Annotated in this window: 25 protein-coding genes; 17 read left to right on the forward strand and 8 right to left on the reverse strand. The window is 65.6% G+C overall.

The window, feature by feature from the left end:
* The first annotated feature begins 87 nt into the window (after positions 1-87).
* On the forward strand, positions 88-975 hold the full coding sequence (locus P9A16_RS03570) for a LysR family transcriptional regulator (protein ID WP_023515103.1): 888 nt from the start codon (positions 88-90) through the stop codon (positions 973-975).
* Here the strand turns inward: P9A16_RS03570 and P9A16_RS03575 are convergent.
* From P9A16_RS03575 to P9A16_RS03585, 3 genes are all read right to left on the reverse strand, one after another.
* On the reverse strand, positions 972-2,003 hold the full coding sequence (locus P9A16_RS03575) for a zinc-dependent alcohol dehydrogenase family protein (RefSeq protein WP_023515104.1): 1,032 nt from the start codon (positions 2,001-2,003) through the stop codon (positions 972-974). The genes P9A16_RS03570 and P9A16_RS03575 overlap by 4 nt on opposite strands.
* Before the next feature lie 68 nt (positions 2,004-2,071).
* Positions 2,072-2,731, reverse strand: a complete 660-nt coding sequence (locus tag P9A16_RS03580) for a dihydrofolate reductase family protein (protein ID WP_023515105.1) — start codon at positions 2,729-2,731, stop codon at positions 2,072-2,074.
* Between the two features lie 78 nt (positions 2,732-2,809).
* Entirely contained in the window at positions 2,810-3,607 is a 798-nt protein-coding gene (locus P9A16_RS03585; protein ID WP_023515106.1) for a LytTR family DNA-binding domain-containing protein, read from the reverse strand.
* 90 nt (positions 3,608-3,697) lie between these two features.
* Here P9A16_RS03585 and P9A16_RS03590 point away from each other — a divergent pair, with 90 nt between their 5' ends.
* Both P9A16_RS03590 and ypfJ read left to right on the forward strand, forming a co-directional pair.
* A complete protein-coding gene (locus tag P9A16_RS03590) occupies positions 3,698-4,219 on the forward strand; it encodes a DUF2306 domain-containing protein (RefSeq protein ID WP_024271252.1) in 522 nt (173 codons plus the stop codon).
* A gap of 108 nt (positions 4,220-4,327) precedes the next feature.
* Positions 4,328-5,266: a KPN_02809 family neutral zinc metallopeptidase gene (gene ypfJ / locus P9A16_RS03595; RefSeq protein ID WP_023515722.1), complete on the forward strand. Its 939-nt coding sequence runs from the start codon at positions 4,328-4,330 to the stop codon at positions 5,264-5,266.
* On the opposite strand, the gene P9A16_RS03600 is transcribed toward ypfJ, so the two are convergent.
* Positions 5,250-5,822, reverse strand: a complete 573-nt coding sequence (locus tag P9A16_RS03600; protein WP_023515721.1) for a phosphoethanolamine transferase domain-containing protein — start codon at positions 5,820-5,822, stop codon at positions 5,250-5,252. The two genes, ypfJ and P9A16_RS03600, sit on opposite strands and share 17 nt — an antisense overlap.
* Positions 5,823-6,000: 178 nt before the next feature.
* Complete coding sequence (locus P9A16_RS03605; RefSeq protein ID WP_023515720.1) at positions 6,001-6,999, reverse strand: aldo/keto reductase; 999 nt, start codon at positions 6,997-6,999, stop codon at positions 6,001-6,003.
* Between the two features lie 103 nt (positions 7,000-7,102).
* Between P9A16_RS03605 and P9A16_RS03610 the strand changes: the two genes are divergently transcribed.
* From P9A16_RS03610 to P9A16_RS03625, 4 genes are all read left to right on the forward strand, one after another.
* Complete coding sequence (locus tag P9A16_RS03610) at positions 7,103-8,005, forward strand: LysR family transcriptional regulator (protein ID WP_023515719.1); 903 nt, start codon at positions 7,103-7,105, stop codon at positions 8,003-8,005.
* A gap of 143 nt (positions 8,006-8,148) precedes the next feature.
* Complete coding sequence (locus P9A16_RS03615; protein WP_023515718.1) at positions 8,149-9,402, forward strand: TCR/Tet family MFS transporter; 1,254 nt, start codon at positions 8,149-8,151, stop codon at positions 9,400-9,402.
* Positions 9,403-9,552: 150 nt separating this feature from the next.
* Entirely contained in the window at positions 9,553-10,941 is a 1,389-nt protein-coding gene (locus P9A16_RS03620; protein WP_023515717.1) for an MATE family efflux transporter, read from the forward strand.
* A gap of 10 nt (positions 10,942-10,951) precedes the next feature.
* Positions 10,952-11,344 carry a nuclear transport factor 2 family protein gene (locus P9A16_RS03625; protein WP_023515716.1) on the forward strand — a complete coding sequence of 131 codons (393 nt, stop codon included), beginning with the start codon at positions 10,952-10,954 and terminating at the stop codon, positions 11,342-11,344.
* 58 nt (positions 11,345-11,402) lie between these two features.
* Here the strand turns inward: P9A16_RS03625 and carA are convergent, their stop codons facing one another.
* A complete protein-coding gene (gene carA, locus P9A16_RS03630) occupies positions 11,403-12,611 on the reverse strand; it encodes a glutamine-hydrolyzing carbamoyl-phosphate synthase small subunit (protein ID WP_023515715.1) in 1,209 nt (402 codons plus the stop codon).
* 324 nt (positions 12,612-12,935) lie between these two features.
* Between carA and P9A16_RS03635 the strand changes: the two genes are divergently transcribed.
* From P9A16_RS03635 to dnaG, 3 genes are all read left to right on the forward strand, one after another.
* On the forward strand, positions 12,936-13,385 hold the full coding sequence (locus P9A16_RS03635) for a GatB/YqeY domain-containing protein (protein ID WP_023515714.1): 450 nt from the start codon (positions 12,936-12,938) through the stop codon (positions 13,383-13,385).
* Between the two features lie 255 nt (positions 13,386-13,640).
* Complete coding sequence (locus P9A16_RS03640; protein WP_156032069.1) at positions 13,641-13,970, forward strand: hypothetical protein; 330 nt, start codon at positions 13,641-13,643, stop codon at positions 13,968-13,970.
* An 85-nt stretch (positions 13,971-14,055) separates the two neighbouring features.
* Complete coding sequence (gene dnaG, locus P9A16_RS03645; protein ID WP_037408726.1) at positions 14,056-16,023, forward strand: DNA primase; 1,968 nt, start codon at positions 14,056-14,058, stop codon at positions 16,021-16,023.
* 14 nt (positions 16,024-16,037) lie between these two features.
* On the opposite strand, the gene P9A16_RS03650 is transcribed toward dnaG, so the two are convergent.
* Positions 16,038-16,421 carry a VOC family protein gene (locus P9A16_RS03650; RefSeq protein WP_023514175.1) on the reverse strand — a complete coding sequence of 128 codons (384 nt, stop codon included), beginning with the start codon at positions 16,419-16,421 and terminating at the stop codon, positions 16,038-16,040.
* A gap of 142 nt (positions 16,422-16,563) precedes the next feature.
* Between P9A16_RS03650 and recQ the strand changes: the two genes are divergently transcribed.
* Positions 16,564-18,432 carry a DNA helicase RecQ gene (gene recQ, locus P9A16_RS03655; protein ID WP_156032068.1) on the forward strand — a complete coding sequence of 623 codons (1,869 nt, stop codon included), beginning with the start codon at positions 16,564-16,566 and terminating at the stop codon, positions 18,430-18,432.
* 75 nt (positions 18,433-18,507) lie between these two features.
* Positions 18,508-18,978, forward strand: a complete 471-nt coding sequence (locus tag P9A16_RS03660) for a VOC family protein (protein WP_023514173.1) — start codon at positions 18,508-18,510, stop codon at positions 18,976-18,978.
* A 24-nt stretch (positions 18,979-19,002) separates the two neighbouring features.
* Here P9A16_RS03660 and P9A16_RS03665 read toward each other — a convergent pair whose 3' ends face one another.
* Complete coding sequence (locus P9A16_RS03665) at positions 19,003-19,773, reverse strand: SDR family oxidoreductase (RefSeq protein ID WP_024271253.1); 771 nt, start codon at positions 19,771-19,773, stop codon at positions 19,003-19,005.
* 137 nt (positions 19,774-19,910) lie between these two features.
* On the opposite strand from P9A16_RS03665, the gene P9A16_RS03670 reads away from it, so the two are divergent.
* The 5 genes from P9A16_RS03670 (at position 19,911) to P9A16_RS03690 (ending at position 23,948) form a co-directional block, all read left to right on the forward strand.
* Complete coding sequence (locus P9A16_RS03670) at positions 19,911-20,639, forward strand: class I SAM-dependent methyltransferase (protein WP_023516540.1); 729 nt, start codon at positions 19,911-19,913, stop codon at positions 20,637-20,639.
* A gap of 129 nt (positions 20,640-20,768) precedes the next feature.
* Complete coding sequence (locus P9A16_RS03675) at positions 20,769-21,224, forward strand: GFA family protein (RefSeq protein WP_023516539.1); 456 nt, start codon at positions 20,769-20,771, stop codon at positions 21,222-21,224.
* A gap of 46 nt (positions 21,225-21,270) precedes the next feature.
* Positions 21,271-22,458, forward strand: a complete 1,188-nt coding sequence (locus P9A16_RS03680) for a glycine C-acetyltransferase (RefSeq protein WP_278025534.1) — start codon at positions 21,271-21,273, stop codon at positions 22,456-22,458.
* A gap of 33 nt (positions 22,459-22,491) precedes the next feature.
* Positions 22,492-23,529: an L-threonine 3-dehydrogenase gene (gene tdh, locus P9A16_RS03685; RefSeq protein ID WP_024271100.1), complete on the forward strand. Its 1,038-nt coding sequence runs from the start codon at positions 22,492-22,494 to the stop codon at positions 23,527-23,529.
* Between the two features lie 71 nt (positions 23,530-23,600).
* The gene (locus P9A16_RS03690) at positions 23,601-23,948 is read left to right on the forward strand and encodes a GFA family protein (protein ID WP_024271101.1); all 348 of its coding nucleotides are present in this window, start codon (positions 23,601-23,603) and stop codon (positions 23,946-23,948) included.
* Positions 23,949-24,113 lie beyond the last annotated feature (165 nt).

The raw sequence follows: 24,113 nt of genomic DNA on the forward strand, positions 1-24,113 counted from the left end.
GGCTTGTGCATTCTGGATAGCAATGTCTTGATGGGCTTGCAAAAGATCAATACTGGTCTCAGCCATTAGGAAAACTGGGGCTTCGCCATGGTTCGGCCATATCTGCCGTTGAACGCCTTCCGCGCCTTCGAGGCTTCTGCCCGCCATCTCTCGTTCACACGGGCCGCGATCGAGCTGAATGTCACGCAGGCCGCCGTCAGCCACCAGGTCAAGAGCCTGGAGGAGCAGCTGAACGTCGTGCTCTTCAAGCGCCTTCCGCGCGGGCTGATGATCACGGCGGAGGGGGAGAGCCTGCTGCCGGTGCTGCGTGACAGTTTCGACCGAATGGCCGATGCGGTGGAGCGGTTTCGCGGCGGCCATGTGCGCGAAATCCTGACGGTCGGGGCCGTCGGCACCTTCGCTGTCGGCTGGCTCCTGCCGCGCCTTGCGGCGTTCCGCGAGCGCCATCCCTTCGTGGAGGTGCGGCTGTCCACCAACAACAACCGGGTCGACCTTGCCGCCGAAGGGCTCGACTTCGCCATCCGCTTCGGTACCGGCGCCTGGCACGGCACGGATGCGGTGCGCCTCTTCGATGCGCCGCTCTCTGTGCTTGCCATTCCGGCCGTCGCCCGCGCTCTCAGGGAGCCTGCCGATCTTCTCGGTCTGACGCTGCTGCGCTCCTACCGCCGCGACGAGTGGACCCGCTGGTTCGAGGCTGCCGGCCTGCCGCGTACGCCGCCGCCGCAGAATGCGATCGTCTTCGACACGTCGCTTGCCATGATGGAGGCCGTACTGCAGGGGGCCGGCGTCGGTCTTGCCCCGCCGCTGATGTTCTCACGCCTTCTGGCGGCCGGCGCCGTCGTCCAGCCGTTCGAGACCAGCCTTGCGCTCGGCAGCTACTGGCTCACCCGACTGCAATCGCGCAGCCTCAGCCCCGCCATGGCCGCCTTTTCCGCCTGGCTGGCCGCGACGGTGGCCGAGGAGGGGCTGAGCTAGGCTTGCAGGCCCGGCATGACCAGCACCTTCACCTCGCCCGGCCGCGGCGGGTTGGCGATGGCGTCCGGCAGCTCATCGAGGCCGATGCGGCGGGAGACGAGGCAGTCGACCTTTATCGTGCCGGAGGCGATCAGGGCCGCGGCGCGGCCATGGGTGAAGGGATTGAGGAAGGAGGTGAGGATCCTGACCTCGCGGAACAGCAGGTCGAAGGGCTCGAATTCCACCTTTTCGCCCTGCGGCAGCACGCCGAGGATGACGACCGTGCCGCCGTTGCGGGCAAGCTTCGGCGCTTCGGCGATGGTCTCGGCCACGCCCGCGCATTCGATGACGACGTCTGCGCCGCCGGGCAGCAGGCCGTCCTTGCCGGCTATGCCCTCGATGGTGTTTCCCGCAGCCGGGTCGAAGGTTTGGGCGGCGCCGATCTCCCCGGCGAGTTTCCGGCGCACGGCCTGGCGGGTGACGAGGACGACCGTGGTTGCTCCGGCGAGGCGGGCGAGCTGTACGGCCAGCATGCCGATCACCCCGCCGCCCAGAACCACGACGGTGCTGCCGGGCTTGATGTCGGCCATGTCGGTGCCATGCAGGCAGCAGGCGAGTGGCTCGCAGAACGCGCCGTGTTCCGGCGGCAGCGAGAGCGGCAGTTGATAGGCCTGCTTTTGCGGCACCAGCACATAGTCGGCAAAGCCGCCGTCGCGGTGGATGCCGATCGCCTGCAGGGACTCGCACAGATTGACGCGGCCGCGCCGGCATTGTGAACAGCGGCCGCAATGGATGTTCGGGTCGCCGGTGATGCGCATGCCGGGGCGGAAACCGATGACGTCCTTGCCGGTGACTTCGACGATGCCGGAGAATTCATGGCCGAGCGTCACCGGCGGCCGGCAGGGGAACTCGCCGTGGAAGAGGTGGCGATCCGTGCCGCAGATGCCGGCGGCCTCGATGCGGACGAGAAGATCGTCCGGGCCGGGCACCGGCTTTTCCACCATGCGCACGAAGAACCCGCCGATCGCTTCCAGCCGCGCCGCTTTCATCCCGTCCTCCCGCTTTCCTCAAGGAGATAGGACCTGCAACGGCGCGGCCGGTCAAGGCCGCTCCGTCTTCACGTCAGGTTGCGGCGGCGCTCCAGCTCGGCATCCGTCGGCGTGTCGAACTCGAAGGAGCCTGTCGTCACCTCGCCGGCGCGGGCATATTTGCTGATGACGATGCCGTTCTCGCTACTGCGCGAACTCACGAGCGTCAGGGTCCGGGGGAAGGAGGCGTCGCCAAACAGCCGCTTGCCCTTGCCGAGAATGACCGGGAAGGTGAAGACGTTGATCTCGTCGACGAGATCGTTCTCGAACAAGGCCTTGAGAAAGCCGGTCGATCCCTGCGTCAGGAGGTCCGGCCCGTCCTCGCTCTTCAACGCCTTGACGGCGGCAAGCGCGTCCGGGCCAAGCACATGGCTGTTCTGCCAGGTGGCCTTGAAGGCCGGATTTCGGGTGGCGACATACTTGTTGATGCGGTCGAACAGCGGGCCGATCGGATCATCGGCGCCGGCATAGGGCCAGTGTGCGGCAAAGATATCGTAGGTCTTGCGGCCGAGCAGCAGGTCGAAGGGTTTTGCGAAGAGTTCGCCGATCGTCGCGCCCGCCGTTTCGTCGAAGAACGGGGCGACCCAGCCGCCGAACCGGAAGCCGCCGATCGGGTCCTCCTCCGGCCCGCCCGGCGCCTGCATGACGCCGTCGAGGCTGACGAAGGCGCTGACAACAATCTTTCTCATGGATCTTCTCCCGATGGTTTGATGGTCCGATATCTAGAGACGCAGGAAAGAGCGTCGATCCGACAGGCGTGCAAAAATTCAGCCCCAGCGGGCACGCACCGCTTCGGCGCAGCTGCGGCTGACCGGGATTTCCTGCCCATCCCTCAGAAGGATCGCCAGCCGGCCCTCCGTCCGCAGCAGCCTGTCGACATGGGCATCGGCCACGAAATGCGAGCGATGTACCTTGAGGCCCGGCGTGTCGCCGCATTCCGCCAGCGCGTCAGAAAAGCGCAGCAGGATCAGCTCGCGGCCGCGACTTGTCGTGACCTGCGTATAGTGGTCGGCGACGGTCATGTGCAGGATAGGCCCGCGGCTCTCCGGCTTCAGCCGGCGCATGAGGGGAATTTCGGTCCGGTCCTCCGGAGCTGTCGCCGGTGGGGACGCGGCGGCCAACGCCTCGGTCTGCTTGCTGCTCATCGTCATGAAGGAGAGCGCGCAGAACAGCGCCGAGAGGAGAAGCCCCGTTGCGATGCTTTCGGCGATCCTTTCCGGGGTCAGCGTGCCGCCGAAGGTCATCAGGCTGATCGCCTCCGTGGCCAATCCGACAGGCACGCTGGCCACCACCGTGCCGAGCGCCATGCGGGGCAGGAGGCCTGGCACCTTCCGCCGGAAAAGCGTGTTGACGGCGACGATGGCGACCACCGCAATGCCCCAGGCGACAGCGTGCAGCACGAGCCAGAAGCCGAGCCTCGGCACGGTCGCCAGCCGCTCGCCCGTGCCATAGGGGCCGGTCACCCAGAAGATCAGCACGACGGCGCCAAAGGTCGCCCAGAAGCGCGGGGCGCTGAGGAAGACCTGCAGTTCACGAAGCGCGGATTGCAGGAGAGGGCGTTCCACGAAGTTTACCGTCCGTTCGGGCCAAAGCGTTTGAGGCGGCCCGATCAATGGCGGAAGACGGCGGCGAATTCAACCATTCCGGAGCCCGCTATGACTCTCGAGCCGCTTCTTGCAGCCCCGCCTGCCGTGCAGTTTCATGTCGCCACCGTCCTGCCTGCTGCGGTGCTGGGCGCCGTCCTGCTCGCCCGCCCGAAGGGCACAGCCTTGCATCGCCGTCTCGGCAAGGTCTGGCTGCTCCTGATGGTGCTGACGAGTTTTTCGACCTTCTTCATCCACGATCTGAAGACGGTCGGCGATTTCAGCCCGATCCATCTGCTCTCGGTCTATGTCATCGTCGGCAGCGTCCCTGCGATCCGCGCCGCCCGCCGTCGGGATATCCGCGCGCATCGCGGTCATGTCGCCGGCATGTATTTCGGCGGCATCGTCGTCGCCGGGCTGTTCACCCTCGCACCCGACCGGGTGATGGGTGCGATGATCTTCGACGGCGCCTCCGGCTTCACGAGCGTGCTCGCGGCTGCGGTCGTCAGCGCGCTCCTCGTTGCTGCGGGGGCTCTTGCGGCGCGCCAGGCCGGCTGGGTGGAGCGTTTCGAGGCGGTTTTCCGTCGGCGCTGAGGCCTGCTTTTCGTTTTGCATGGTGGCGCGGCAGGCCCTATAAGTCGTTGCTGAGGAACGAATTCATGCGATGAGCGTTCGTCGGCAATCAATTCGGGGAAATGCGCCATGGAATGGAAAGGTCGTCGCCAGTCGGGCAATATCGAGGACCAGCGCGGAGCCGGTCCTTCGGCGGGAGGGAGCAATCCGTTCGGCCGCGGCAATGGCGGTTTTCGCATTCCGATGGGTGGCGGGCGCCGTGCCGGCGGTGGCATGAGCATCGGCACCATCATCTTCCTCGTCGTCATCTATTTCGTCTTCAAGGCGATGGGCATCGACCTGTTGCAGGTGATGGGCCAGGGCGGCGGGCAGGTCAGCATGCCGGGCTTCGAGCAGACGGAAAGCGCCAGCCGTCGCGCCTCGCCGCAGGAAGAAGAGACCAAGGCCTTCATGGCGACGGTTCTCGCCGAGACGGAAGACACCTGGAACGGCATCTTCCAGGCGGCCGGCGAGCGGTATGAGGAGCCGAAGATGGTGCTCTTCTCGGGCTCCGTGCAGTCGGCCTGCGGCTTCGCCTCGGCGGCTTCCGGCCCGTTCTACTGCCCGGGCGACCGCAAGGTCTATCTCGACATGAGCTTCTTCGACGAGCTCGCCGGCAAGTTCGATGCGTCCGGCGACTTCGCGCAGGCCTATGTCGTCGCCCATGAAGTCGGTCACCACGTGCAGAATCTCACCGGCGTGCTGCCGCGCTTCAACCAGCAGCGCCAGCGCATGAGCGAGGTGGAGGCCAACCAGATGTCGATCCGTGTCGAGCTTCAGGCGGATTGCTATGCCGGCATCTGGGGCAAGTATACCGAGCAGAAGGGCCTGCTGGAGCGGGGCGACCTGGAAGAGGCGCTGAACGCCGCCACGCAGATCGGAGACGACACGCTGCAGAAGCGCATGCAGGGCTATGTCGTGCCGGAAAGCTTCAACCATGGCACGTCCGAGCAGCGCCGCCGCTGGTTCAAGCGCGGCTTCGACACCGGCCGGGTTGATGCCTGCGACACGTTCAAGGGCGATGTATGACGGAAGCGCCGGCCGCATTGCCGCTGTCGGCGACCTTCAGGTCTTCTTCGACGATCAGGGCATATTTGGTCGTGTGCGTCAGGGCGACGGCGAGCGCGACCGCAAACATCGGCACGGCGATCGCCAGATTGCCGCGCAGCTGCCAGAAGAACGGCCGGTGTACCACCCTCACCCAGACGAGAAGGGCAGCCGGAAGCATACCGAAGACAAGCATGTGAACGGCAAGCTGCAGTGGCTGGAAGGACGCTTCTGCGCGGAAGACGCCGTCCTCGTCCATGAGCCAGGCAGCGGCTGCCGCAACGAGAAGCAGCGCCACGAAGAGCGGCTTCATCACCTGTTTCCAGGACGCGGCGACACAGGTCGCGATGAAAAGGCAGAAGACCCCGCCCGTCACCAGCGCGAGCGTGCCGGGGCGGGCGCCGAGCAGCGCCCAGCTCTCCGTCCAGAAGTCGCGGCTGGTGACGAGGAAGAGGTAGAGGCTGGTCACCAGGCTGACCGTCAGGCTGCCGAAAGCGGGTCTGGGGAAGCGAAAGCCTGCGGTTGGGCGACGTGACATTGCCGGTCCTCGGAAACGGATACGCAAGGGCCCATCTTGCCGCCCTTCGTTACCGGCGAATGACAATCGTGCCTCTTTGCGATCACTTCTCCCACGGCCAAGCTGACAGGTCGCTGACGGCTCCGGCCGCCGCGGCGGGAGACGGGCCGCGCCGTGCGGTGCGGTCCGCCCTGCGGCCTCAGGTCCGCTTCTCGCTGTCCATATGCGCTAGCATGGCGACCGGATAGCGCTCGCCTGCGGCGGCGTCCTTCGGCAGCGCGGCTTCGATTGCGGCAAGGTCGGCTGCACTGAGCACGATCTTCTGCGCGCCAAGCGCCTCGGCGAGGCGATCGCGCCGGCGGGCACCGATGAGGGGGACGATATCGACGCCCTGTGCGGCGACCCAGGCAATGGCGAGCTGGGCGACGGTTGCCCCCTTTTCGTCCGCGACGCGGCGCAGGGCTTCGACGAGCGTCAGGTTCGTGTCGACATTGCCGTCCTGGAAGCGTGGGCTGAAGGCGCGGAAATCACCGCCATTCGCCGCACCTTTTCGCCAATGGCCGCTGATCAGGCCGCGCGACAGCACGCCATAGGCGGTCACGGGAATGCCCAGCGCCCGGCAGGTCGGCAGGATGTCGTCCTCGATGCCGCGCGAGATCAGCGAATACTCGATCTGCAGATCCACGATCGGATGCACCGCCGCGGCGCGGCAGATCGTTTCGGATCCCACCTCGGACAGCCCGATATGGCGGATGTAGCCGGCCTTCACGAGGTCGGCGAGCGCCCCCATCGTCTCCTCGATCGGCACCGCCGGATCGAGGCGGGACGGGCGGTAGATGTCGATATGGTCGGTGCCGAGCCGTTGCAGGGAATAGGCGAGGAAGTTGCGGATCGCCGCGGGGCGGGAATCATAGCCGCTCCAGACGCCATCCGGCCCGCGCAGCGCGCCGAACTTCACGCTGAGCACCACATCCTCGCGGCGGCGGTCTTTCAGCGCCTCTGATATCAGCATCTCGTTGTGGCCCATGCCGTAGAAGTCGCCGGTGTCGAGAAGGGTGATGCCGGCGTCGAGCGCGGCATGGATGGTGGCGATGCTTTCCGCCCGGTTGGCCGGGCCATACATGCCCGACATGCCCATGCAGCCGAGGCCGATGGTGGAAACGACGGGGCCGGCCTTGCCGAGATTGATGGTCTTCATGGTGCCTCTCCTGTGCGTGCTTTTCGATCGACGCTCTTTTACCGCGATGGGCTTTGTGCGATAATTCGATCCACTCTGAACAGGTCGTGCGGTTTTCCGAACAATGAGCCAGATCCCGCTTGCCGATCTCGATGCCTTCGTCGCCATCGCCCGGGTGAAGAGCTTTCGCGCGGCCGCCAAGCTGCGCGGTGTTTCCGCCTCGGCGCTCTCGGAGGCGATGCGGCGGCTGGAGGGGCGGCTTGATCTTCGCCTCTTCAACCGCACGACACGCAGCGTGACGCTGACGGATGCGGGTGCGCGCCTCCTGGAGCGGCTCGCGCCGGCGCTGGCCGAGGTCGAGGCGGCGATTGACGGGGTGAACAGCCTGCGCGACCGGCCGGTCGGCCGCCTCCGGTTGAACGTGCCCGGCATCGTCGCCCGCTTCGTCCTGCCGCCGATCGCCACGCCCTTTCTCAAGGCCTATCCCGGCATCACATTGGAGGTTGCCTCCAACGACGCGCTGGTGGATGTGCTGGCGGAAGGTTTCGATGCCGGCATTCGCTATGAAGAGGCGCTGCACCAGGACATGATCGCGGTGCCGATCGGCCCGCGCCGCCAGCGTTTCGTCGTGGCCGCCGCGCCGTCCTACATCGAGGTGCACGGGGTGCCGGAACATCCGCGCGACCTGATGCAGCATCGCTGCATCCTGCACCGCTTCGCCAGCGGTCGCGTGCTGCACTGGGCCTTCGAGCGGGGCGAGGAGAAGATCTCGCTGATGCCGCCGGCCTGCCTGATCTCCGAATCGAACGAGGTGGAGCAGCACGCCGCCCTCGCCGGCCTCGGCATCGTCTGCACCTTCGAGGAGTTCCTGGCGCCGGCCCTTTCCTCCGGCGCTTTGCAGGTCGTCATGCCCGACTGGATCCAGACCTTCTCCGGCCCCTTCCTCTACTATCCGAGCCGTACCCTGATGCCCGCGCCGCTGCGCGCCTTCGTTGATTTCGTGAAGGCGCATCCCCCGCCGCAATAAGGCCTTTCATCAGCGGATCGCGACCAATTCATCAAAAAGTTTGCGATGTTCACGGATTGTTTCGCGGCAAAAAGTGAAATAGAAGTCGTTGCCTGACATTTTTGCCTGCATCGGCAGGCCGCTATCCTTCCTGGGGTGAAACCATGATCGATGCCAGGTCCACCCGGCGCGGGCTCTTTCTCGTCTTCATGATCATGTTTCTCGACGTGATCGGCATCGCCATCATCATGCCGGTACTGCCGACATACCTGCGCGAGTTGACGGGCGACGATATCAGCCAGGCGGCGATTGACGGCGGCTGGCTGCTGCTGGTCTATGCCGGCATGCAGTTCCTCTTCGCGCCGTTCATCGGCAATCTCTCCGATCGCTTCGGCCGGCGGCCGGTGCTGCTCGCCTGCATCCTCACTTTCGCCATCGACAACCTCATCTGTGCGCTGGCGACCAGCTATTGGATGCTGTTCGTCGGCCGCGTGCTGGCGGGCATCAGCGGCGCGAGCTTCGGCACGGCTGCCGCCTATATCGCTGATGTCTCGACGGACGAGACGCGGGCGAAGAACTTCGGGCTGATGGGCATCGCTTTCGGCACCGGCTTCGCGCTTGGGCCGGTCATCGGCGGGCTTCTCGGCGAGTTCGGCCCGCGCATTCCGTTCTACGGGGCGGCGGTGCTCGCCTTCCTCAACTTCGCCGCGGCCTATTTCCTCCTGCCGGAAAGCCTGGGGACGGCCCATCGCCGCCGGTTCGAGCTTGCCCGCGCCAACCCGCTCGGTGCGCTCCTGCAGATGCGCAACTATCCGGGCGTGCTGTGGATCGGTCTGGTCTTCTTCTGTTACTGGCTGGCGCACGCCGTCTATCCCTCCGTCTGGTCCTTCGTTTCGGCGCTGCGCTACGGCTGGAGCGAGGGGCAGATCGGCCTGTCGCTCGGCATTTTCGGGGTCGGCGGCGCCATCGTCATGGCGTTCGTGCTGCCGCGCGTGGTGCCGAGGATCGGCGAGTTCCGCACGGCGGTCATCGGCCTTTCCTTCGCCGTGCTCGGCCTGTCCGGCTATGCCGCCTCGTACCAGGGCTGGATGGTCTATGCGGTCATCCTTCTGACGGCGCTTGAAAGCCTCGCCGATCCGCCGCTGCGCTCGATAGCTTCCGCCCGCGTGCCGCCCTCCGCCCAGGGCGAATTGCAGGGCGCGCTGACCAGCGTTTCCAGCATCACCACGATCATCGGCCCGTTGATCTTCACCCAGGTGTTCAGCCACTTCACCGGACCGACGGCGCCGGTGGCCTTCGCCGGGGCACCATTTGCGCTTGCGGCGCTGATGCTCTTCGTTGGCCTTGTGATCTTCGTGGTGAAGTTGCGCGGCGCGGGGACCGGCCCGAGCGGAAATCTGGCAACGGAAGGCGCCTGAAGCGCTTTCAAACGTGACATTTTGACGAAATTTCCGCGTGCAGGCATCGCGCGGCACCGCATTCCGGCATTTTTGATGAAAGCATCAAATCAATTCGATTGATCGCGGCTGGAAGTTGTGATCCGAAGCGATGCGAAAGTGAGAACTATCATGCACATGGCACCGCATCGCGAGAACAACGGCTGGGGCGCGCATTTTCGCGCGACTTTCGCCCTCGGCGTACCGTTGATCGGCGCGCAGCTCGCCCAGCTCGGCATTCACACGACGGACGTGGTCATTCTCGGCCGCCTCGGCGCTGCGCATCTCGCAGCCATCGTGCTGGCGAGCTCCTTTTTCTTCACCATCTTCATCCTCGGCTCCGGTTTTGCCAATGCCGTCATGCCGATGGTGGCGCAGGCCTATGGCCGTGGCGACCCGGTCTCCGTGCGGCGCGCGGTGCGCATGGGCATGTGGGTGGTGCTGCTCTATTCCGTGCTGATGATCCCGCTCTTCTACAATGCGGAGAACCTCCTGCTGCTCGCCGGCCAGAAGCCGGACGTGGCGGCGCTGGCCGGCAGCTATCTGAAGATCGCCCAGTGGGGCATGGCGCCGGGGCTGCTCTTCATGACGCTGCGCGGTCTCGTCAGTGCGCATGGTCGGGCCGGCATCGTGCTCTATGTCACGATCATCATCCTGTCGGTCAACGCGTTCTTCGCCTATGCGCTGGTGCTTGGCCATTTCGGTTTTCCGGCCATGGGCATCGAGGGGGCGGCCATCGTCTCGTTCGGCGTCAACCTCTTGAGCTTCGTGCTGCTGACGGCCTATATCCAGTCGCGTGCCGACATGCGCCGCTACGAGCTCTTCGTGCGGTTCTGGCGGCCGGACTGGCTGGCCTTCCGCGAGGTCGTCCATCTCGGCCTGCCGATCGGCCTTACCATGCTGGCAGAGGTCAGCCTCTTCAGCGGCGCCTCGCTGCTGATGGGCAATATCGGCACGCTGGAACTGGCGGCGCACGGTATCGCCCTGCAGCTCGCTTCCATTGCCTTCATGGTGCCGCTCGGCCTTGCCCAGGCCGGCACGGTGCGCGTCGGCGTGGCGCATGGCCAGGGCGATCACCTCGGCGTGGTGCGTGCCTCCTGGGCGGTGCTGGCGGTCGCGGCGGTCATCGCCGTTGGCGGCGGCGTGCTCTTCGCGCTCATCCCCACCACGCTCGCCTCGATCTTCCTCAACAAGGCGGGCAAGGATTCGGTGGCTGTGCTGGCGATTGCCGGCCCCTTCGTGGTGATCGCCGGCGTCTTCCAGCTCGTCGACGGCCTGCAGGCGATCGCCGCTGGCCTGCTGCGCGGGTTGAAGGACACGCGCATCCCGATGATCCTCGCGCTGATCTCCTACTGGCCGATAGGCTTCCTCGCCGCATGGTTCTTCGCCTTTCCGGCCGGCTTCGGCGGCATCGGGGTCTGGTTCGGGTTCCTTTGCGGTCTCTCGGCGGCCTCCATCCTGCTCAACTGGCGTTTCTACCGCCTGGTGACGCGGGGCGTGCCGGCGGCCCGGCCGATTTGAGAGGCCGGCAATGACCGGCCCCGCCGCCAGCATCGAGGAGATCCGCATGCTGGAGGAGGCGCTGCATCGCCCGGAGGTCCGCGGTTCACGTCCGGCCGTCGAGGCGCTTTTGGCGGAAGGCTTCGTCGAATTCGGCAGTTCCGGTACCATCTACCATCGGGCGGAGATGCTCGACCTCCTGTCGGAGGAGGCGGACGAGCCCAGCGACGGAACGCTGGAGGCCAGCGACTATGCCCTGACGGCGATTGCCGAAGGCGCCGTGCTGCTCACCTATCGCACCTGCCGCCGGGCGGCGGACGGATCGGAGCGCCATGTCCTGCGCGCCTCGATCTGGAAGCGGGTGGGGGAGCGCTGGCAGATGGCCTTCCACCAGGGAACCGTGGTGCCGGTCTCGCTGTCCTGAGCGCCAAAACGAAAAAAAGCCCCGGACATCGTCCGGGGCTTTGATCTGTCGGAATGGCTCAGGCCCGTTCCGGGATGGCCGCCTCGCCCTTCTTCTCGCGCACCAGATTGATGAAGCGACGGAAGAGGTAGTGGCTGTCCTGCGGGCCGGGGGAGGCTTCCGGATGGTGCTGCACGGAGAAGACCGGCTTGCCGACGAGGCGCAGGCCGCAGTTCGTGCCGTCGAACAGCGAGATGTGGGTTTCTTCCACGCCGTCCGGCAGGGAGGAGGAGGCGACTGCGAAGCCGTGGTTCATCGAGACGATTTCGACCTTGCCCGTCGTGTGGTCCTTGACCGGATGGTTTGCGCCATGATGACCCTGGTGCATCTTCTCGGTCGTGGCGCCGACGGCAAGGCCCAGCATCTGGTGGCCGAGGCAGATGCCGAAGATCGGAATGCCGCTGTCGATCAGCGTCTTGATGACCGGCACGGCATATTCGCCGGTTGCCGCCGGGTCGCCCGGGCCGTTGGAGAGGAAGATGCCGTCCGGCTTCAGCGCCAGCACGTCGTCGGCGCTCGAGGTCGCCGGCATGACGGTGACCTTGCAGCCGAGGCCGGTGAAGAGACGCAGGATGTTGCGCTTGACGCCGTAGTCGAGCGCGACGATGTGGTACTTCACGTCGCTCTCGGCGAGATCCTCGTAGCCTTCGTTCCATACCCAGGGCTTCTCGCTCCAGCGCGAGGACTGGCCGGAGGAGGCGACCTTGGCGAGGTCGAGACCGACAAGACCGCTCCAGGCCTTCGCTTCGGCCTTCAGCGTCTCGATGTCGAAGACACCGTTCGGGTCGTGGGCGATGACGGCGTTCGGTGCACCGTTCTCGCGGATCCAGGCGGTCAGCGCGCGCGTGTCGATGCCGGAAAGGCCGATGATGCCACGGGCCTTCAGCCAGCCGTCGAGGTGCTTTGCGGCGCGGTAGTTGGACGGGTCCGTGATGTCGGCCTTGAAGATCGTGCCGACGGCGCCGTGGCGCGCGGCGGGGGTCAGGTCCTCGATGTCCTCGTCGTTGGCGCCGATATTGCCGATATGCGGGAAGGTGAAGGTGACGATCTGGCCGAGATAGGACGGGTCGGTGAGGATTTCCTGGTAGCCGGTCAGCGCCGTGTTGAAGCAGACTTCGGCGGTTACCTTGCCGGTGGCGCCGATGCCCTTGCCTTCGATGACGGTGCCGTCGGCAAGAACGAGCAGGGCGGTCGGCTTTTCAGTGGTCCATGCGGGGGTCGAGGTCATGAGTATCCCGTTTCCGGCGCCTGGCCCCGGGCTTGAAAGCCGATGGACCGGGCACCATTTAAGATCGCAGGCAAAGGCGCGCGGAAGCCCGCGTTGGTTCGCCCTGATTGCCGATTTTCGTGCAGGTGCCGGAAAATAGACAAAGCGGATGGCGGGGTCAACCGTTGCCTGTGGATTGCGTAGAATTATAAAGCGTTGAAATTCAATTGCTTGCGCAATCCGTTTGCCGGCAGGCCCTCTGCCGGTCTATGAGCATGCACAATCGAACGATGATTGAAGCCCAAGCCGCGCATCCGGCGCCGGCGGCTTCCAATGGAGAAAATGATGCGCGATACGATCGCAAACGCCCTCAAGGATGCACTCAAGGCCAAGGATGCCTGCCGTGTCTCCACGCTGCGCCTGATCCAGGCCAAGCTGAAGGACTGCGACATCGCCAACCGCGGTGTCGGCAAGGGGCCGGTCGAGAACGACGAACTGCTGCAGATCCTCGCCAAGATGATCAAGCAGCGCGAGGAATCGGCCAAGATCTTTTCCGAGAACGGCCGCCCGGAGCTTGCCGCGCAGGAACGCGAGGAAATCAAGGTCATCGAGAGCTTCCTGCCCGAGCAGATCTCCGAGGACAAGATGAAGGACATCATCGCCGCCGCCATCGCCGAAATCGGCGCGCAGGGCCTGCGCGACATGGGCAAGGTGATGGCCGTGCTCAAGGAGCGTTATCCCGGCCAGATGGATTTCGCCAAGGCCTCCGGCGTGGTGAAGGACCTTCTGAAATAGGCCGGTGACGAATTTTTCGGATGCGGGGCGGCTTCGGCCGCCCTTTTTGTTGGGGAACTATCCCGGACCGCACGTATTCCGTGCAATCTCCGGAAGCCAAAGGTGCCGAATCCTGTTATGATGGCCGCCAGGAGCCCGACGATGCGGCGATGAGCGTCCATCGGCTCGCCCCGGCGAAGTGCATGCGATGCCGCCGGATGTGTTCTTGCGTTGATGCCCGGTGGCCGTCTCAAGGAGGCCAAGCCGATGCGCGTGATGTTCCTTCTTTCCCTTGCGCCGCTCCTTCTTGCGGGACCGGTTTCCGCCCATGATGCGGCGAGCGGCTGGCAATACGAGGCCTTCTGCTGCAACGGCAACAGCGAGACCGGCGACTGCCAGATGATCCCCGCGCGGTCCGTGCGCGTCATCGCGGGCGGCTACCGTGTGATGCTGGCGCCGGGCGACCATCGCCTTGCCACCCGTGCTCACATCTTCCTTCTGCCGCAGGATACGACGCGCCGCTCGCAGGACGGCGAGTACCATCTCTGTCTCTACCCGACCGAGGACACGCCGCGCTGCTTCTACGCGCCGGACATGGGGTTCTGACGGTGCCTGTGAATTGCTGTGGGCAGGCGACTATCGCTGGCGGTGAGCGCCGCGCATGGTTATATGGACCCCGACCGGGGGACCCATGCGCTTTTCCAATGCCTTCCTAGACGAGATCCGCGACCGCGTCTCCATTTCGGAGGTGATCGGCAAACGCGTGACCTGGGATCGCCGCAAGACCAATGTGTCGCGCGGCGACTATTGGGCCTGCTGCCCGTTCCACGGCGAAAAGTCGCCAAGCTTTCACTGCGAGGACCGCAAGGGCCGATACCATTGTTTCGGCTGCGGCGTCTCCGGCGACCACTTCCGCTTTCTCACCGATCTCGACGGCCTGTCCTTCCCGGAAGCCGTGCAGCAGGTCGCCGACATGGCGGGCGTCGCCATGCCGCAGCCGGACCGCGAGGCCGAGCAGCGCGAGAAGGAACGCATGGGCCTTGTCGAGGTCATGGACATGGCTGCGCGCTTCTTCGAGGACCAGCTCCAGACGCCGGCCGGTGCGAAGGCGCGCGCCTACCTGCGCGACCGCGGACTGACGGGCCGCACCATCGAGACCTTCCGGCTCGGCTACGCGCCGGAAAGCCGCAACGCATTGAAGGGCTTCCTTGCCGGCAAAGGCGTTCCGAAGGAGGCGATCGAGGCCTGCGGCCTCGTCGTGTACGGGCCCGATATCCCGGTTTCCTACGACCGTTTCCGGGACCGCATCATGTTCCCGATCCTTTCGGTGCGCGACAAGGTCATCGCTTTCGGTGGACGCGCCATGTCGCCGGATGCGCCGGCGAAATATCTGAACTCCAACGAGACCGAGCTCTTCCACAAGGGCAATGTGCTCTACAACCACGCGCGGGCCCGAAAGGCCGCCCAGGGTGCGGATGGTGCGGGCACGATCATCGCCGTCGAAGGCTATATGGATGTGATCGCCCTCCACCAGGCCGGCATCGAGAATGCCGTCGCGCCGCTCGGCACCGCGCTCACCGAGAACCAGCTTGAACTCCTCTGGAAGATGACGCCGGAGCCGGTGCTCTGCTTCGACGGCGACGGCGCGGGCATTCGCGCGGCGAACCGGGCGGCCGATCTCGCGCTGCCCTATATCAAACCGGAACGCACGGTGCGCTTTGCGCTGCTGCCCGATGGCAAGGACCCTGACGACCTCGTACGCCACGAGGGTCGTGCGCCCTTCGACAAGGTGATGGCCGGCGCCCGGCCGCTTGCCGAGATGATCTGGAGCCGCGAGGTGCAGGGCGCGAATTTCGAGACGCCGGAAAGCCGGGCGGCGCTGGAGGCGCGCCTGCGCCAGATCACCGGCGCGATCGCCGACGAGGACGTGCGCCGCCACTACCAGCAGAACATGCGCGACCGGCTGAACGCTTTCTTCCGCCCGGCGCCGCGGCAGGGAGGCGGCGGCTTTTCCGGCAACCGGCAGACGAGGGGCGGCGGGCGCGGCGCTGTGCAGGGCACACCTGTTTCCTCCGGCATTTCCGACCGGCTGGCGCGCTCGGCGCTGGTGCGCGGTGCACAGGAGCTGCCGGCGCTGCGCGAAAGCGTGCTGGCGCTCACCGTCGCCAACCATCCCGGCCTGCTCTTCAGCGACTACGACGAAATCGCCATCATCGAATATGAGAACCGCGACCTGCAGCGGCTCTGGTCGGCGCTGCTCGGCATTGCCGGTTCCGTCGGCACCAGGCTGGAGCGCGACCGGCTGATCGAGGAGCTGGAAGCGGCCGGCTTCGACGCTTTGCTGCGCGGGCTCGACCAGCAGATCCGCAATTCGCGCCTGTGGACCGCGACGGCGGAGGCCGCGCCCGAAGATGCCCGCGAAGGCTACCTTCAGGCGCTCGCCCTGCACAAGCGCACCCGCGCCCTGCTCTGGCAGCGCCGCGAACTGGAACGTGAGCTTGCCGTGGCGACCGAGGAGGGCGACGGAGAACGCGTCCCCCAGATCCTGCGCGCGCTGCAGGAGGTGCAGATGGAAACCATGCGCCTGGAGAACCAGGAAGCCATCATCGAGGGTTTCGGCGTGCTTTCCGGCCGTGTGAAGGGGCCGGCGGGCAAATAGACCGCCGATCCTTCCTATTCGTCGAAGACGATGGAGAGCTTGTTGCCGACGGGGTCGCGCACATAGGCGGAGTACCAGTGCGGGCCGTAGTGCGGGCGCGGGCCGGGGGCGCCTTCGTCTGATCCGCCATGGGCGAGGGCGGCCGCATGGAACGCCTCGACCTCCTCGTGGGAGGCGGCGGGAAAGCCGACCATGGTGCCGTTGCCGACACTTGCCGCCGCGCCGTCGAAGGGCGTGCACAGCCAGAGCGTGAAGCCATCAGGGCCGCCACCTTTTGTGTAGCCGCGCAATCCCGGATAGTCCGCCCGGACGGCCCAGCCGATCGTCGCGAGGACGGCGTCGTAAAACGGCGTGGTTGCTGCGGCATTCGGCGTGCCGAGGGTTGTGTAGGCATCCATTCTGCGTCTCCCGTGTCGATTTGTTTGCAACCTTATCTTGAAATGAGAACAAATCAAGAACATTATTGAGCGGTGGACGTTGGCCGCGGGCGGTTGCCCAACCGTGCCGGCTTGGTCAGAATGGAGGGGAACGAAAGTGCACATGATGATTGACGCCCGCCCCTCCACCTCCCTTGCCGCCCTGTTCGATGCGCCGCCGGACGATCCGCTGGACGTGCTCAAGCGCGTCTACGGCTACGATGCCTTCCGCGGCAAGCAGCAGGCCGTCGTCGAGCATGTGGTGGGCGGCGGCGATGCCGTCGTCCTGTTCCCGACCGGCGCCGGCAAGTCGCTCTGCTTCCAGATCCCGGCGCTCTGCCGCGAGGGCGTCGGCATCGTCATCTCGCCGCTGATCGCGCTGATGCGCGACCAGGTGGAGGCGCTGAAGCAGCTTGGCGTCCGGGCCGCCGCGCTCAATTCTTCGCTGACGCGCGACGAATTCTTCGCCGTGCGCGATGCCATGCGCGCGGGCGCGCTCGATCTTCTCTACGTGACGCCCGAGCGGATCGTCACGGAAGGCTTTGCCGAGCTCGTCGCCGATGCGCGCATCGCGCTCTTCGCCATCGACGAGGCGCATTGCGTTTCGCAATGGGGCCATGATTTCCGGCCGGAATACCGGGCGCTCGGCGTTCTCGGCGAGCGGTATCCCGGCGTGCCGCGCATTGCGCTGACGGCGACAGCGGACCCGCACACCCGTGGTGATATCATCGAGCGCCTCGGCCTTCAGGATGCGGCGGTCTTCACCACCAGCTTCGACCGGCCGAACATTTCCTACGAAATTGCCGAACGCGACCAGGCGCGCCAGCAATTGCTGCGCTTCCTGTCGCGCCATCAGGGCGAGAGCGGCATCGTCTACTGCCTGTCGCGCGCCAAGGTGGAGGACACGGCCGACTGGCTGAACGCGCAAGGCGTTCGCGCGCTGCCCTACCATGCCGGCTTCGAGCGTGCGGTGCGCGACGCCAACCAGGATGCCTTCCTGAAGGAAGAAAACCTCTGCCTGGTCGCGACGGTCGCCTTCGGGATGGGCATCGACAAGCCGGATGTGCGCTATGTCGCCCATCTCGACCTGCCGGGCTCGGTGGAGGCCTATTACCAGGAGACGGGTCGCGCGGGCCGCGACGGCCTGCCCTCCGAGGTCTGGATGGCCTACGGCATGGCCGACGTCGTGCAGCGCCGCAAGATGATCGACGAGGGCGGGGCGGCCGACGAGATCAAGCGCATCGAGCGCGCCAAGCTGATGGCGCTGCTTGCCATCTGCGAGACGGCCGGTTGCCGGCGCAAGGCCATCCTGGCGCATTTCGGCGAGGCATATTCCGGCCATTGCGGCAATTGCGATACCTGCCGCAACCCGGTCGAGACCTGGGACGGCACGGAAGCGGCGATCAAGGCGCTCGCTGCGGTCTACCGCACCGGCGAACGTTTCGGCGCCGCCCATGTCATCGACGTCCTGCTGGGCTCTGTCAACGAGAAGACCGAGCGCTTCGGGCATACGGAGATGCCGGTCTTCGGTGCGGGCAAGGACATTGCCGGGCGTGTCTGGCAGTCGATCTTCCGGCAGCTTCTGGCCGCAGGCCTCATCAGCGTCGATCATGCCGCCTTCGGCGCGCTGAAGCTGGAGCCCGAGGCGCGTGCGGTCTTCCGCCACGAGCGGCAGGTGCTGTTGCGCAAGGATCGTCCGCAGGCGGGAGGACGCAAGGGCAAGGCCGGCGGCTCGCCCGCCGCTCGCGAGCGCTCCAACCTTGCCGGTTCCGATCGCGAGCTCTTCGAGCTGCTGCGCGCCGAGCGGTTGTCCATCGCCAAGGACCTCGACGTGCCGCCCTATGTCGTCTTCCCGGACACGACGCTGATCGCGCTTGCCAAGGAACGACCGCGTGACCGGGAGGAGCTGCTCGACATCCCCGGCATCGGCGTTTCCAAGCGCGACCGCTTCGGCGATGCCTTCCTCGCCGTGATCGACGATTTCAGCGGCTGACTTTTTTTGAAGTCGATGTCGGAACGTTCCGGTCTCCTTCGTCCTTGAGCGTGTTCAAACAAGGAGGACTGTCCGATGAAGGTTACGCAGCATCTCTGGTTCGCGGCGGACATGGAGGCCGCCATCGGCTTCTACACGTCGCTTGTTCCCGGTTCCTCGGTCCATTGGGTGTCGTCGCTTCCGGCCGAAACGCCGAGCGGCCCGCCGGGCAGCGTGAAGATCGCGAGCTTCACGCTCGGCGACCAGCGCTACATGGCGATCGAGGCCGGCCCGCTCGATCCGTTCAACCACAGCTTTTCCATCATGGTCGAATGCGAGACGCAGGGCGATCTCGACCGGCTGTGGGATGCGCTGCGCGAGGGTGGTTCGGTCGAACAGTGCGGCTGGTTGCGGGATCGCTGGGGCCTTTCCTGGCAGATCGCGCCGACGCGGCTCGGCGAATTGATGAGCGACCCGGACCAGGCGAAGGTCAAGCGTGTCACCGAGGCGATGCTCCAGATGGTCAAGCTCGACATCGCGCCGCTGGAGGCCGCGGCGGCGGGGTAGGCGGGGTGCGGCGGAGGCCCGCCGTCACATCCGGACGGTCATGCCGCCGTCGACCACCAGCACATGGCCGTTGACGAAGGAGGCCGCGTCGCTGGCGAGGAACAGGGCGGCGCCGGCGATTTCGTCGGCGCGGGCCCAGCGCTGCGCGGGGATGCGCTGGCGAACGAAGGGCATCAAGCCCTCGTCGGCGGCGAGCGCCGCGTTGGTTTCCGTCGCGAACCAGCCGGGCGCGATGGCATTGCTGGTGATGCCGTGCGGGGCGTATTCGACGGCCATGCTGCGCATGAGGCCGGTGAGGCCGTGTTTGGCCGCAGGGTAGATGCCGTCGTTCGGCATGGCCACGTGGCCGCCGATCGAGGTGATGGCGATCAGCCGTCCGTGGCCGTTGCGCTTCATCAGCGCGGCGGCATCGCGCGAGAGGCTCGCGGCGGCGGACAGGTCGGTGCGGATCAGCTCGTCGATCGCCGCATCGTCCATCTCGGCGAGCGGCCGGCGATCACGGGCGCCGACATTGTTGACGAGCACGTCGAGGCGGCCATGGCTCTCTTCGATCCCGGCGAGCGTGGCGCGCTGGGCGGCCCGGTCGGCGATGTCGAAGGCGGCCGCTGTGGCGCTTCCGCCGGCAGCGGTGATCCTTTCGACGGCCGCGTCGAGCGTCGCGGCCGTGCGGCCCGTCACGATCACATGGGCGCCGGCCTCGGCCAGCGCCCTGGCGATCTCGAAGCCCAGCCCGCGGCCGCCGCCGGTGACCAGCGCCACGCGGCCCTGCTGGGAGAATCTTTCCAGTATCGTCATGGCGCAAATCCTTTCGCGCCGTCACCGGACAGGGCAGGCGCTGTCCTGTCAACCCCGCTGCCGTCCGGGTCGCGGGAATGCACGACTTTGTCCTTTTGCAAAAAAGGCGCTATCTCCGGCGCGAAAGGATTTCAGCCATGGCCCAGAACATCTACGACCAGCCCGCCTTCTTCGAGGGGTATTCCGGTCTCCCCCGCTCGGTGCACGGCCTTGCGGGCGCAGCGGAATGGGATTCGGTCCGCGCCCTGTTGCCGGATCTTGCGGGCCGGCGCATCGTCGATCTCGGTTGTGGCTTCGGCTGGTTCGCGCGCCATGCGGCAGAAGCGGGTGCGGAAAGCGTGCTTGGCCTCGATCTTTCGCAGAACATGATCGCCCGCGCCCGGGCGGAAACCGTATCTCCGGCCGTCTGCTACGAGATCGCCGACCTCGACCGGCTGGAACTGCCCGCCGGCACTTTCGATTTCGCCTACAGTTCGCTTGCCTTCCACTATATCGCGGATTTCGACCGGATGCTGCGCACGCTCCACGCCGCGCTGCGGCCGGGCTCGCCCTTCGTCTTTACCATCGAGCACCCGCTCTATATGGCGCCGTCCCGGCCGGATTGGGCGCAGATCGACGGCCGGACGGTGTGGCCGGTCGATGGCTATCTCGTCGAAGGCCCGCGCACGACGGACTGGCTCGCCAAGGGTGTCGTCAAGCACCACCGCACGCTCGGTACGACCCTCAACGTGTTGATCGCGACCGGTTTTGCCATTCGCCATGTCGAGGAGTGGCGGCCGAGCGAAGCGCAGCTTGCGGCGCATCCGGAATGGCAGGTGGAACTCAACCGGCCGATGTTCCTGCTGATCGCCTGCGACCGGCGCTGAAACAGCGAAAAGAATGACCGGAACCCTTTACGTCGCCTCCCGCTGCGCTAGAACTATCGCAGTGGAGCAATTCGCCGGCACTACGATCAAAACGACAAGCCGGCGTTTACCGGAACGGGAGCCGTGCCCATGAAAAGACTGAACCTGCCGCTCGACGGCGCCTGCCGTTGCGGGCGCGTGAAAATCCGCATCAGCGCGCCGCCGATGCTGACCATGGCCTGCCATTGCACCGGCTGCCAGCGCATGTCGGGCAGCGCCTATTCGCTGAGTGCGGCGATCCCGACGGAGGGGTTTGCCGTCATTGCGGGCGCGCCCGTCGTCGCGGGGGCGAATGCCGAGGCCGGCCATCATTTCTGCCCGGATTGCATGACCTGGATGTTCACCCGGCCCGCCGGCTTCGACTTCTTCGTCAATGTGCGTCCGACCCTGCTGGACGAGACCGGCTGGTACAGCCCGTTCATCGAGACCTATACGAGCGAAAAGCTTGCCTGGGCGCAGACGCCCGCCGAGCACAGCTATGAAAAATATCCGCCGATGGAGGATTACGAAAAACTGATCGGCGCCTATGCGGCAAGCGCGGCCTGAGCCGTTGCCGTTAAAGCCTTTCCGTCATTTCCGTGGGTGCCTATCCATGACCTCCGCCTTCATCGCCCATCTGCAGTCCGAGCTCGGCGCTCTCAAAACCGCGGGCCTTTACAAGGCCGAGCGGGTGATCACCTCCAGGCAGGCCGCCGAGATCGCCGTTGCCTCGGGTGAGCGCGTGCTGAACTTCTGCGCCAACAACTATCTCGGCCTTGCCGACAACGCGGAACTGGCCGAGGCCGGCAAGAAGGCGCTCGACCGCTACGGCTACGGCATGGCCTCGGTGCGCTTCATCTGCGGCACGCAGGAGGAGCACAAGGAACTCGAGGCCCGCATCTCGTCCTTCCTCGGGCTGGAGGACACCATCCTCTATTCCTCCTGCTTCGATGCCAATGGCGGTCTCTTCGAGACCCTGCTCGGCGAAGAGGACGCCATCATCTCCGATGCCTTGAACCATGCCTCGATCATCGACGGCGTGCGCCTCTCCAAGGCGAAGCGCTTCCGCTATGCCAACAACGACATGGCGGCGCTGGAGGAGGAACTGAAGAAGGCGGAAGGCAGCCGCTTCAAGATGATCGCCACCGACGGCGTCTTTTCCATGGACGGCATCATCGCCAATCTCGGCGGCGTCTGCGACCTTGCGGAAAGATACGGCGCCATGGTCATGGTGGACGACAGCCATGCGGTGGGTTTCGTCGGCAGGCACGGCCGCGGCTCGGCCGAACATTGCGGCGTGGAAGGGCGCATCGACATCATCACCGGCACGCTGGGCAAGGCGCTGGGCGGGGCGTCCGGCGGCTATACGTCGGGCCGCAGGGAAGTGGTGGAGTGGCTGCGCCAGCGCTCGCGGCCCTATCTCTTTTCCAACACGCTGGCCCCTGTCATCGCGGCGGCCTCGCTGAAGGTGTTCGACCTGATCGACAATGGCGATGCGCTGCGGCGGCGGCTCTATGCCAATGCGGATCTGTTCCGCACGGAGATGACCAGGCTCGGTTTCACGCTTGCGGGCGAGGGGCATCCGATCATCCCGGTCATGCTGGGGGATGCGGCGCTGGCGCAGGAGATGGCCTCGCGCATGCTGGCGCGGGGCGTCTATGTGATCGGCTTTTCCTTCCCGGTCGTGCCGCGCGGCCAGGCACGCATCCGCACCCAGATGTCGGCGGCGCACGGCGAGGCGGATGTCCGCAAGGCCATCGACGTCTTCGCGGAGGTCGGGCGTGAGCTCGGCGTCATTTAGAGAATCGTCTGAATCCCTTGCGGAGATTTCGTCATGTCGAACATGATGCGCGCGCTGGTTAAAGCAAAACCTGAAGTCGGCCTCTGGATGGAGAGCGTGCCGGTCCCCGAGGTCGGCCCCAACGACGTGCTGATCCGGGTGAAGAAGTCGGCGATCTGCGGCACGGACGTGCATATCTGGAACTGGGACCACTGGGCGCAGAAGACCATCCCCGTACCGATGGTCGTCGGCCACGAATTCGTCGGCGAGATCGCCGAGGTCGGCTCGGCCGTCACCAAGTACCATGTCGGCGAGCGGGTCTCGGGCGAGGGGCATATCGTCTGCGGCAAGTGCCGCAACTGCCGGGCCGGCCGCGGCCATCTCTGCCACTACACGAAAGGCGTCGGCGTCAACCGGCCGGGTTCCTTCGGCGAATTCGTCTCGATCCCCGAATACAATGTCGTGCCGATCCCCGACGATGTGCCCGATGAGGTCGCGGCGATTTTCGATCCGTTCGGCAATGCCGTGCATACGGCGCTGTCCTTCGACCTCGTCGGCGAGGACGTGCTCGTCACCGGCGCGGGGCCGATCGGCATCATGGGCGCGATGGTGGCAAAACGTTCCGGTGCCCGCAAGGTCGTCATCACCGACATCAACCCCGTGCGCCTCGATCTCGCACGCAAGGTCGGTATCGACTATGTCGTCGATGCCTCCAGCCAGGACCTTGCCGAGGTGATGGCCGAGATCGGCATGACCGAGGGTTTTGACGTCGGCCTTGAAATGTCCGGCGCCCCGCCGGCCTTCCGCTCGATGATCGATGCGATGAACAATGGCGGCAAGATTGCCATTCTCGGCATCGCGCCCGATGGTTTCGGCATCGACTGGAACAAGGTGATCTTCAAGATGCTGACGCTGAAGGGCATCTACGGCCGTGAGATGTTCGAGACCTGGTACAAGATGATCGCCTTCGTGCAGGGCGGGCTCGATCTTTCGCCGATCATTACCCATCGCATCGGGATCAACGATTTTCGGGATGGCTTCGAGGCGATGCGCTCGGGCAATTCCGGCAAGGTCGTCATGGACTGGCATTGACGCCTGCCGCGCAAACCTGTCCAGCGGTTTGTGACAACGACAGGCGCGAGAACGTGAGAGGAGGTCTGGAAATGAAGTATGAGGGAAGCTGTCATTGCGGCGCGGTCGCCTTCGAGGTGGAGGGCGAGTTCGACACGGGGCTCGACTGCAACTGCTCCATGTGCCGGCGCCGCGGCGCACTGCTCGCCTTCGTGCCACGCGAGAAATTCGTGCTGACGAGTAAGGAGGAGAACGTTTCGACCTACATGTTCAACCGCCACGTCATCGAACACCATTTCTGCGCCAAATGCGGCATTGCGCCCTATGGTGAGGGAAGCGATCCGAAAGGGAACAGGATGGCGGCGGTCAACCTGCGCTGCATTCCGGCCATCGATCTGGAGGCCCTGACCATCACCAAGGTCGATGGTCGTTCGTTCTGATCGTGTCGGCTGCGAATCGGTTCGGCCGAGGCGCGGGTTTTCGGGGGAACGGGGGCCTTGTCTTTTTAGGAAAGGCTCCTACATGTGGGCTCTATCGCCCGGATCCGCCGACTTTCCTGTCCGCGAACCCGAATCGGAACCTTTTCCAGCTTTTTTGCCGGAAAA

This window comes from Shinella sp. 838 (genome assembly GCF_029623935.1).
In the GTDB taxonomy this organism is placed as follows: Bacteria; Pseudomonadota; Alphaproteobacteria; order Rhizobiales; family Rhizobiaceae; genus Shinella.

Excerpts from the sequence above, each read along its gene's own strand:
- P9A16_RS03610 (WP_023515719.1), top strand. The coding sequence starts at position 7,103 with ATGAGCCAGATCCCGCTTGCCGATCTCGATGCCTTCGTCGCCATCGCC.
- P9A16_RS03640 (WP_156032069.1), top strand. The coding sequence starts at position 13,641 with ATGTTCCTTCTTTCCCTTGCGCCGCTCCTTCTTGCGGGACCGGTTTCC.
- P9A16_RS03665 (WP_024271253.1), bottom strand. The coding sequence starts at position 19,773 with ATGACGATACTGGAAAGATTCTCCCAGCAGGGCCGCGTGGCGCTGGTC.
- P9A16_RS03635 (WP_023515714.1), top strand. The coding sequence starts at position 12,936 with ATGCGCGATACGATCGCAAACGCCCTCAAGGATGCACTCAAGGCCAAG.
- P9A16_RS03615 (WP_023515718.1), top strand. The coding sequence starts at position 8,149 with ATGATCGATGCCAGGTCCACCCGGCGCGGGCTCTTTCTCGTCTTCATG.
- P9A16_RS03650 (WP_023514175.1), bottom strand. The coding sequence starts at position 16,421 with ATGGATGCCTACACAACCCTCGGCACGCCGAATGCCGCAGCAACCACG.
- P9A16_RS03570 (WP_023515103.1), top strand. The coding sequence starts at position 88 with ATGGTTCGGCCATATCTGCCGTTGAACGCCTTCCGCGCCTTCGAGGCT.
- carA (WP_023515715.1), bottom strand. The coding sequence starts at position 12,611 with ATGACCTCGACCCCCGCATGGACCACTGAAAAGCCGACCGCCCTGCTC.
- P9A16_RS03675 (WP_023516539.1), top strand. The coding sequence starts at position 20,769 with ATGAAAAGACTGAACCTGCCGCTCGACGGCGCCTGCCGTTGCGGGCGC.
- P9A16_RS03620 (WP_023515717.1), top strand. The coding sequence starts at position 9,553 with ATGCACATGGCACCGCATCGCGAGAACAACGGCTGGGGCGCGCATTTT.
- P9A16_RS03680 (WP_278025534.1), top strand. The coding sequence starts at position 21,271 with ATGACCTCCGCCTTCATCGCCCATCTGCAGTCCGAGCTCGGCGCTCTC.
- P9A16_RS03625 (WP_023515716.1), top strand. The coding sequence starts at position 10,952 with ATGACCGGCCCCGCCGCCAGCATCGAGGAGATCCGCATGCTGGAGGAG.
- ypfJ (WP_023515722.1), top strand. The coding sequence starts at position 4,328 with ATGGAATGGAAAGGTCGTCGCCAGTCGGGCAATATCGAGGACCAGCGC.
- tdh (WP_024271100.1), top strand. The coding sequence starts at position 22,492 with ATGTCGAACATGATGCGCGCGCTGGTTAAAGCAAAACCTGAAGTCGGC.
- recQ (WP_156032068.1), top strand. The coding sequence starts at position 16,564 with ATGATGATTGACGCCCGCCCCTCCACCTCCCTTGCCGCCCTGTTCGAT.
- dnaG (WP_037408726.1), top strand. The coding sequence starts at position 14,056 with ATGCGCTTTTCCAATGCCTTCCTAGACGAGATCCGCGACCGCGTCTCC.
- P9A16_RS03590 (WP_024271252.1), top strand. The coding sequence starts at position 3,698 with ATGACTCTCGAGCCGCTTCTTGCAGCCCCGCCTGCCGTGCAGTTTCAT.
- P9A16_RS03600 (WP_023515721.1), bottom strand. The coding sequence starts at position 5,822 with ATGTCACGTCGCCCAACCGCAGGCTTTCGCTTCCCCAGACCCGCTTTC.
- P9A16_RS03580 (WP_023515105.1), bottom strand. The coding sequence starts at position 2,731 with ATGAGAAAGATTGTTGTCAGCGCCTTCGTCAGCCTCGACGGCGTCATG.
- P9A16_RS03690 (WP_024271101.1), top strand. The coding sequence starts at position 23,601 with ATGAAGTATGAGGGAAGCTGTCATTGCGGCGCGGTCGCCTTCGAGGTG.
- P9A16_RS03670 (WP_023516540.1), top strand. The coding sequence starts at position 19,911 with ATGGCCCAGAACATCTACGACCAGCCCGCCTTCTTCGAGGGGTATTCC.
- P9A16_RS03575 (WP_023515104.1), bottom strand. The coding sequence starts at position 2,003 with ATGAAAGCGGCGCGGCTGGAAGCGATCGGCGGGTTCTTCGTGCGCATG.
- P9A16_RS03605 (WP_023515720.1), bottom strand. The coding sequence starts at position 6,999 with ATGAAGACCATCAATCTCGGCAAGGCCGGCCCCGTCGTTTCCACCATC.
- P9A16_RS03660 (WP_023514173.1), top strand. The coding sequence starts at position 18,508 with ATGAAGGTTACGCAGCATCTCTGGTTCGCGGCGGACATGGAGGCCGCC.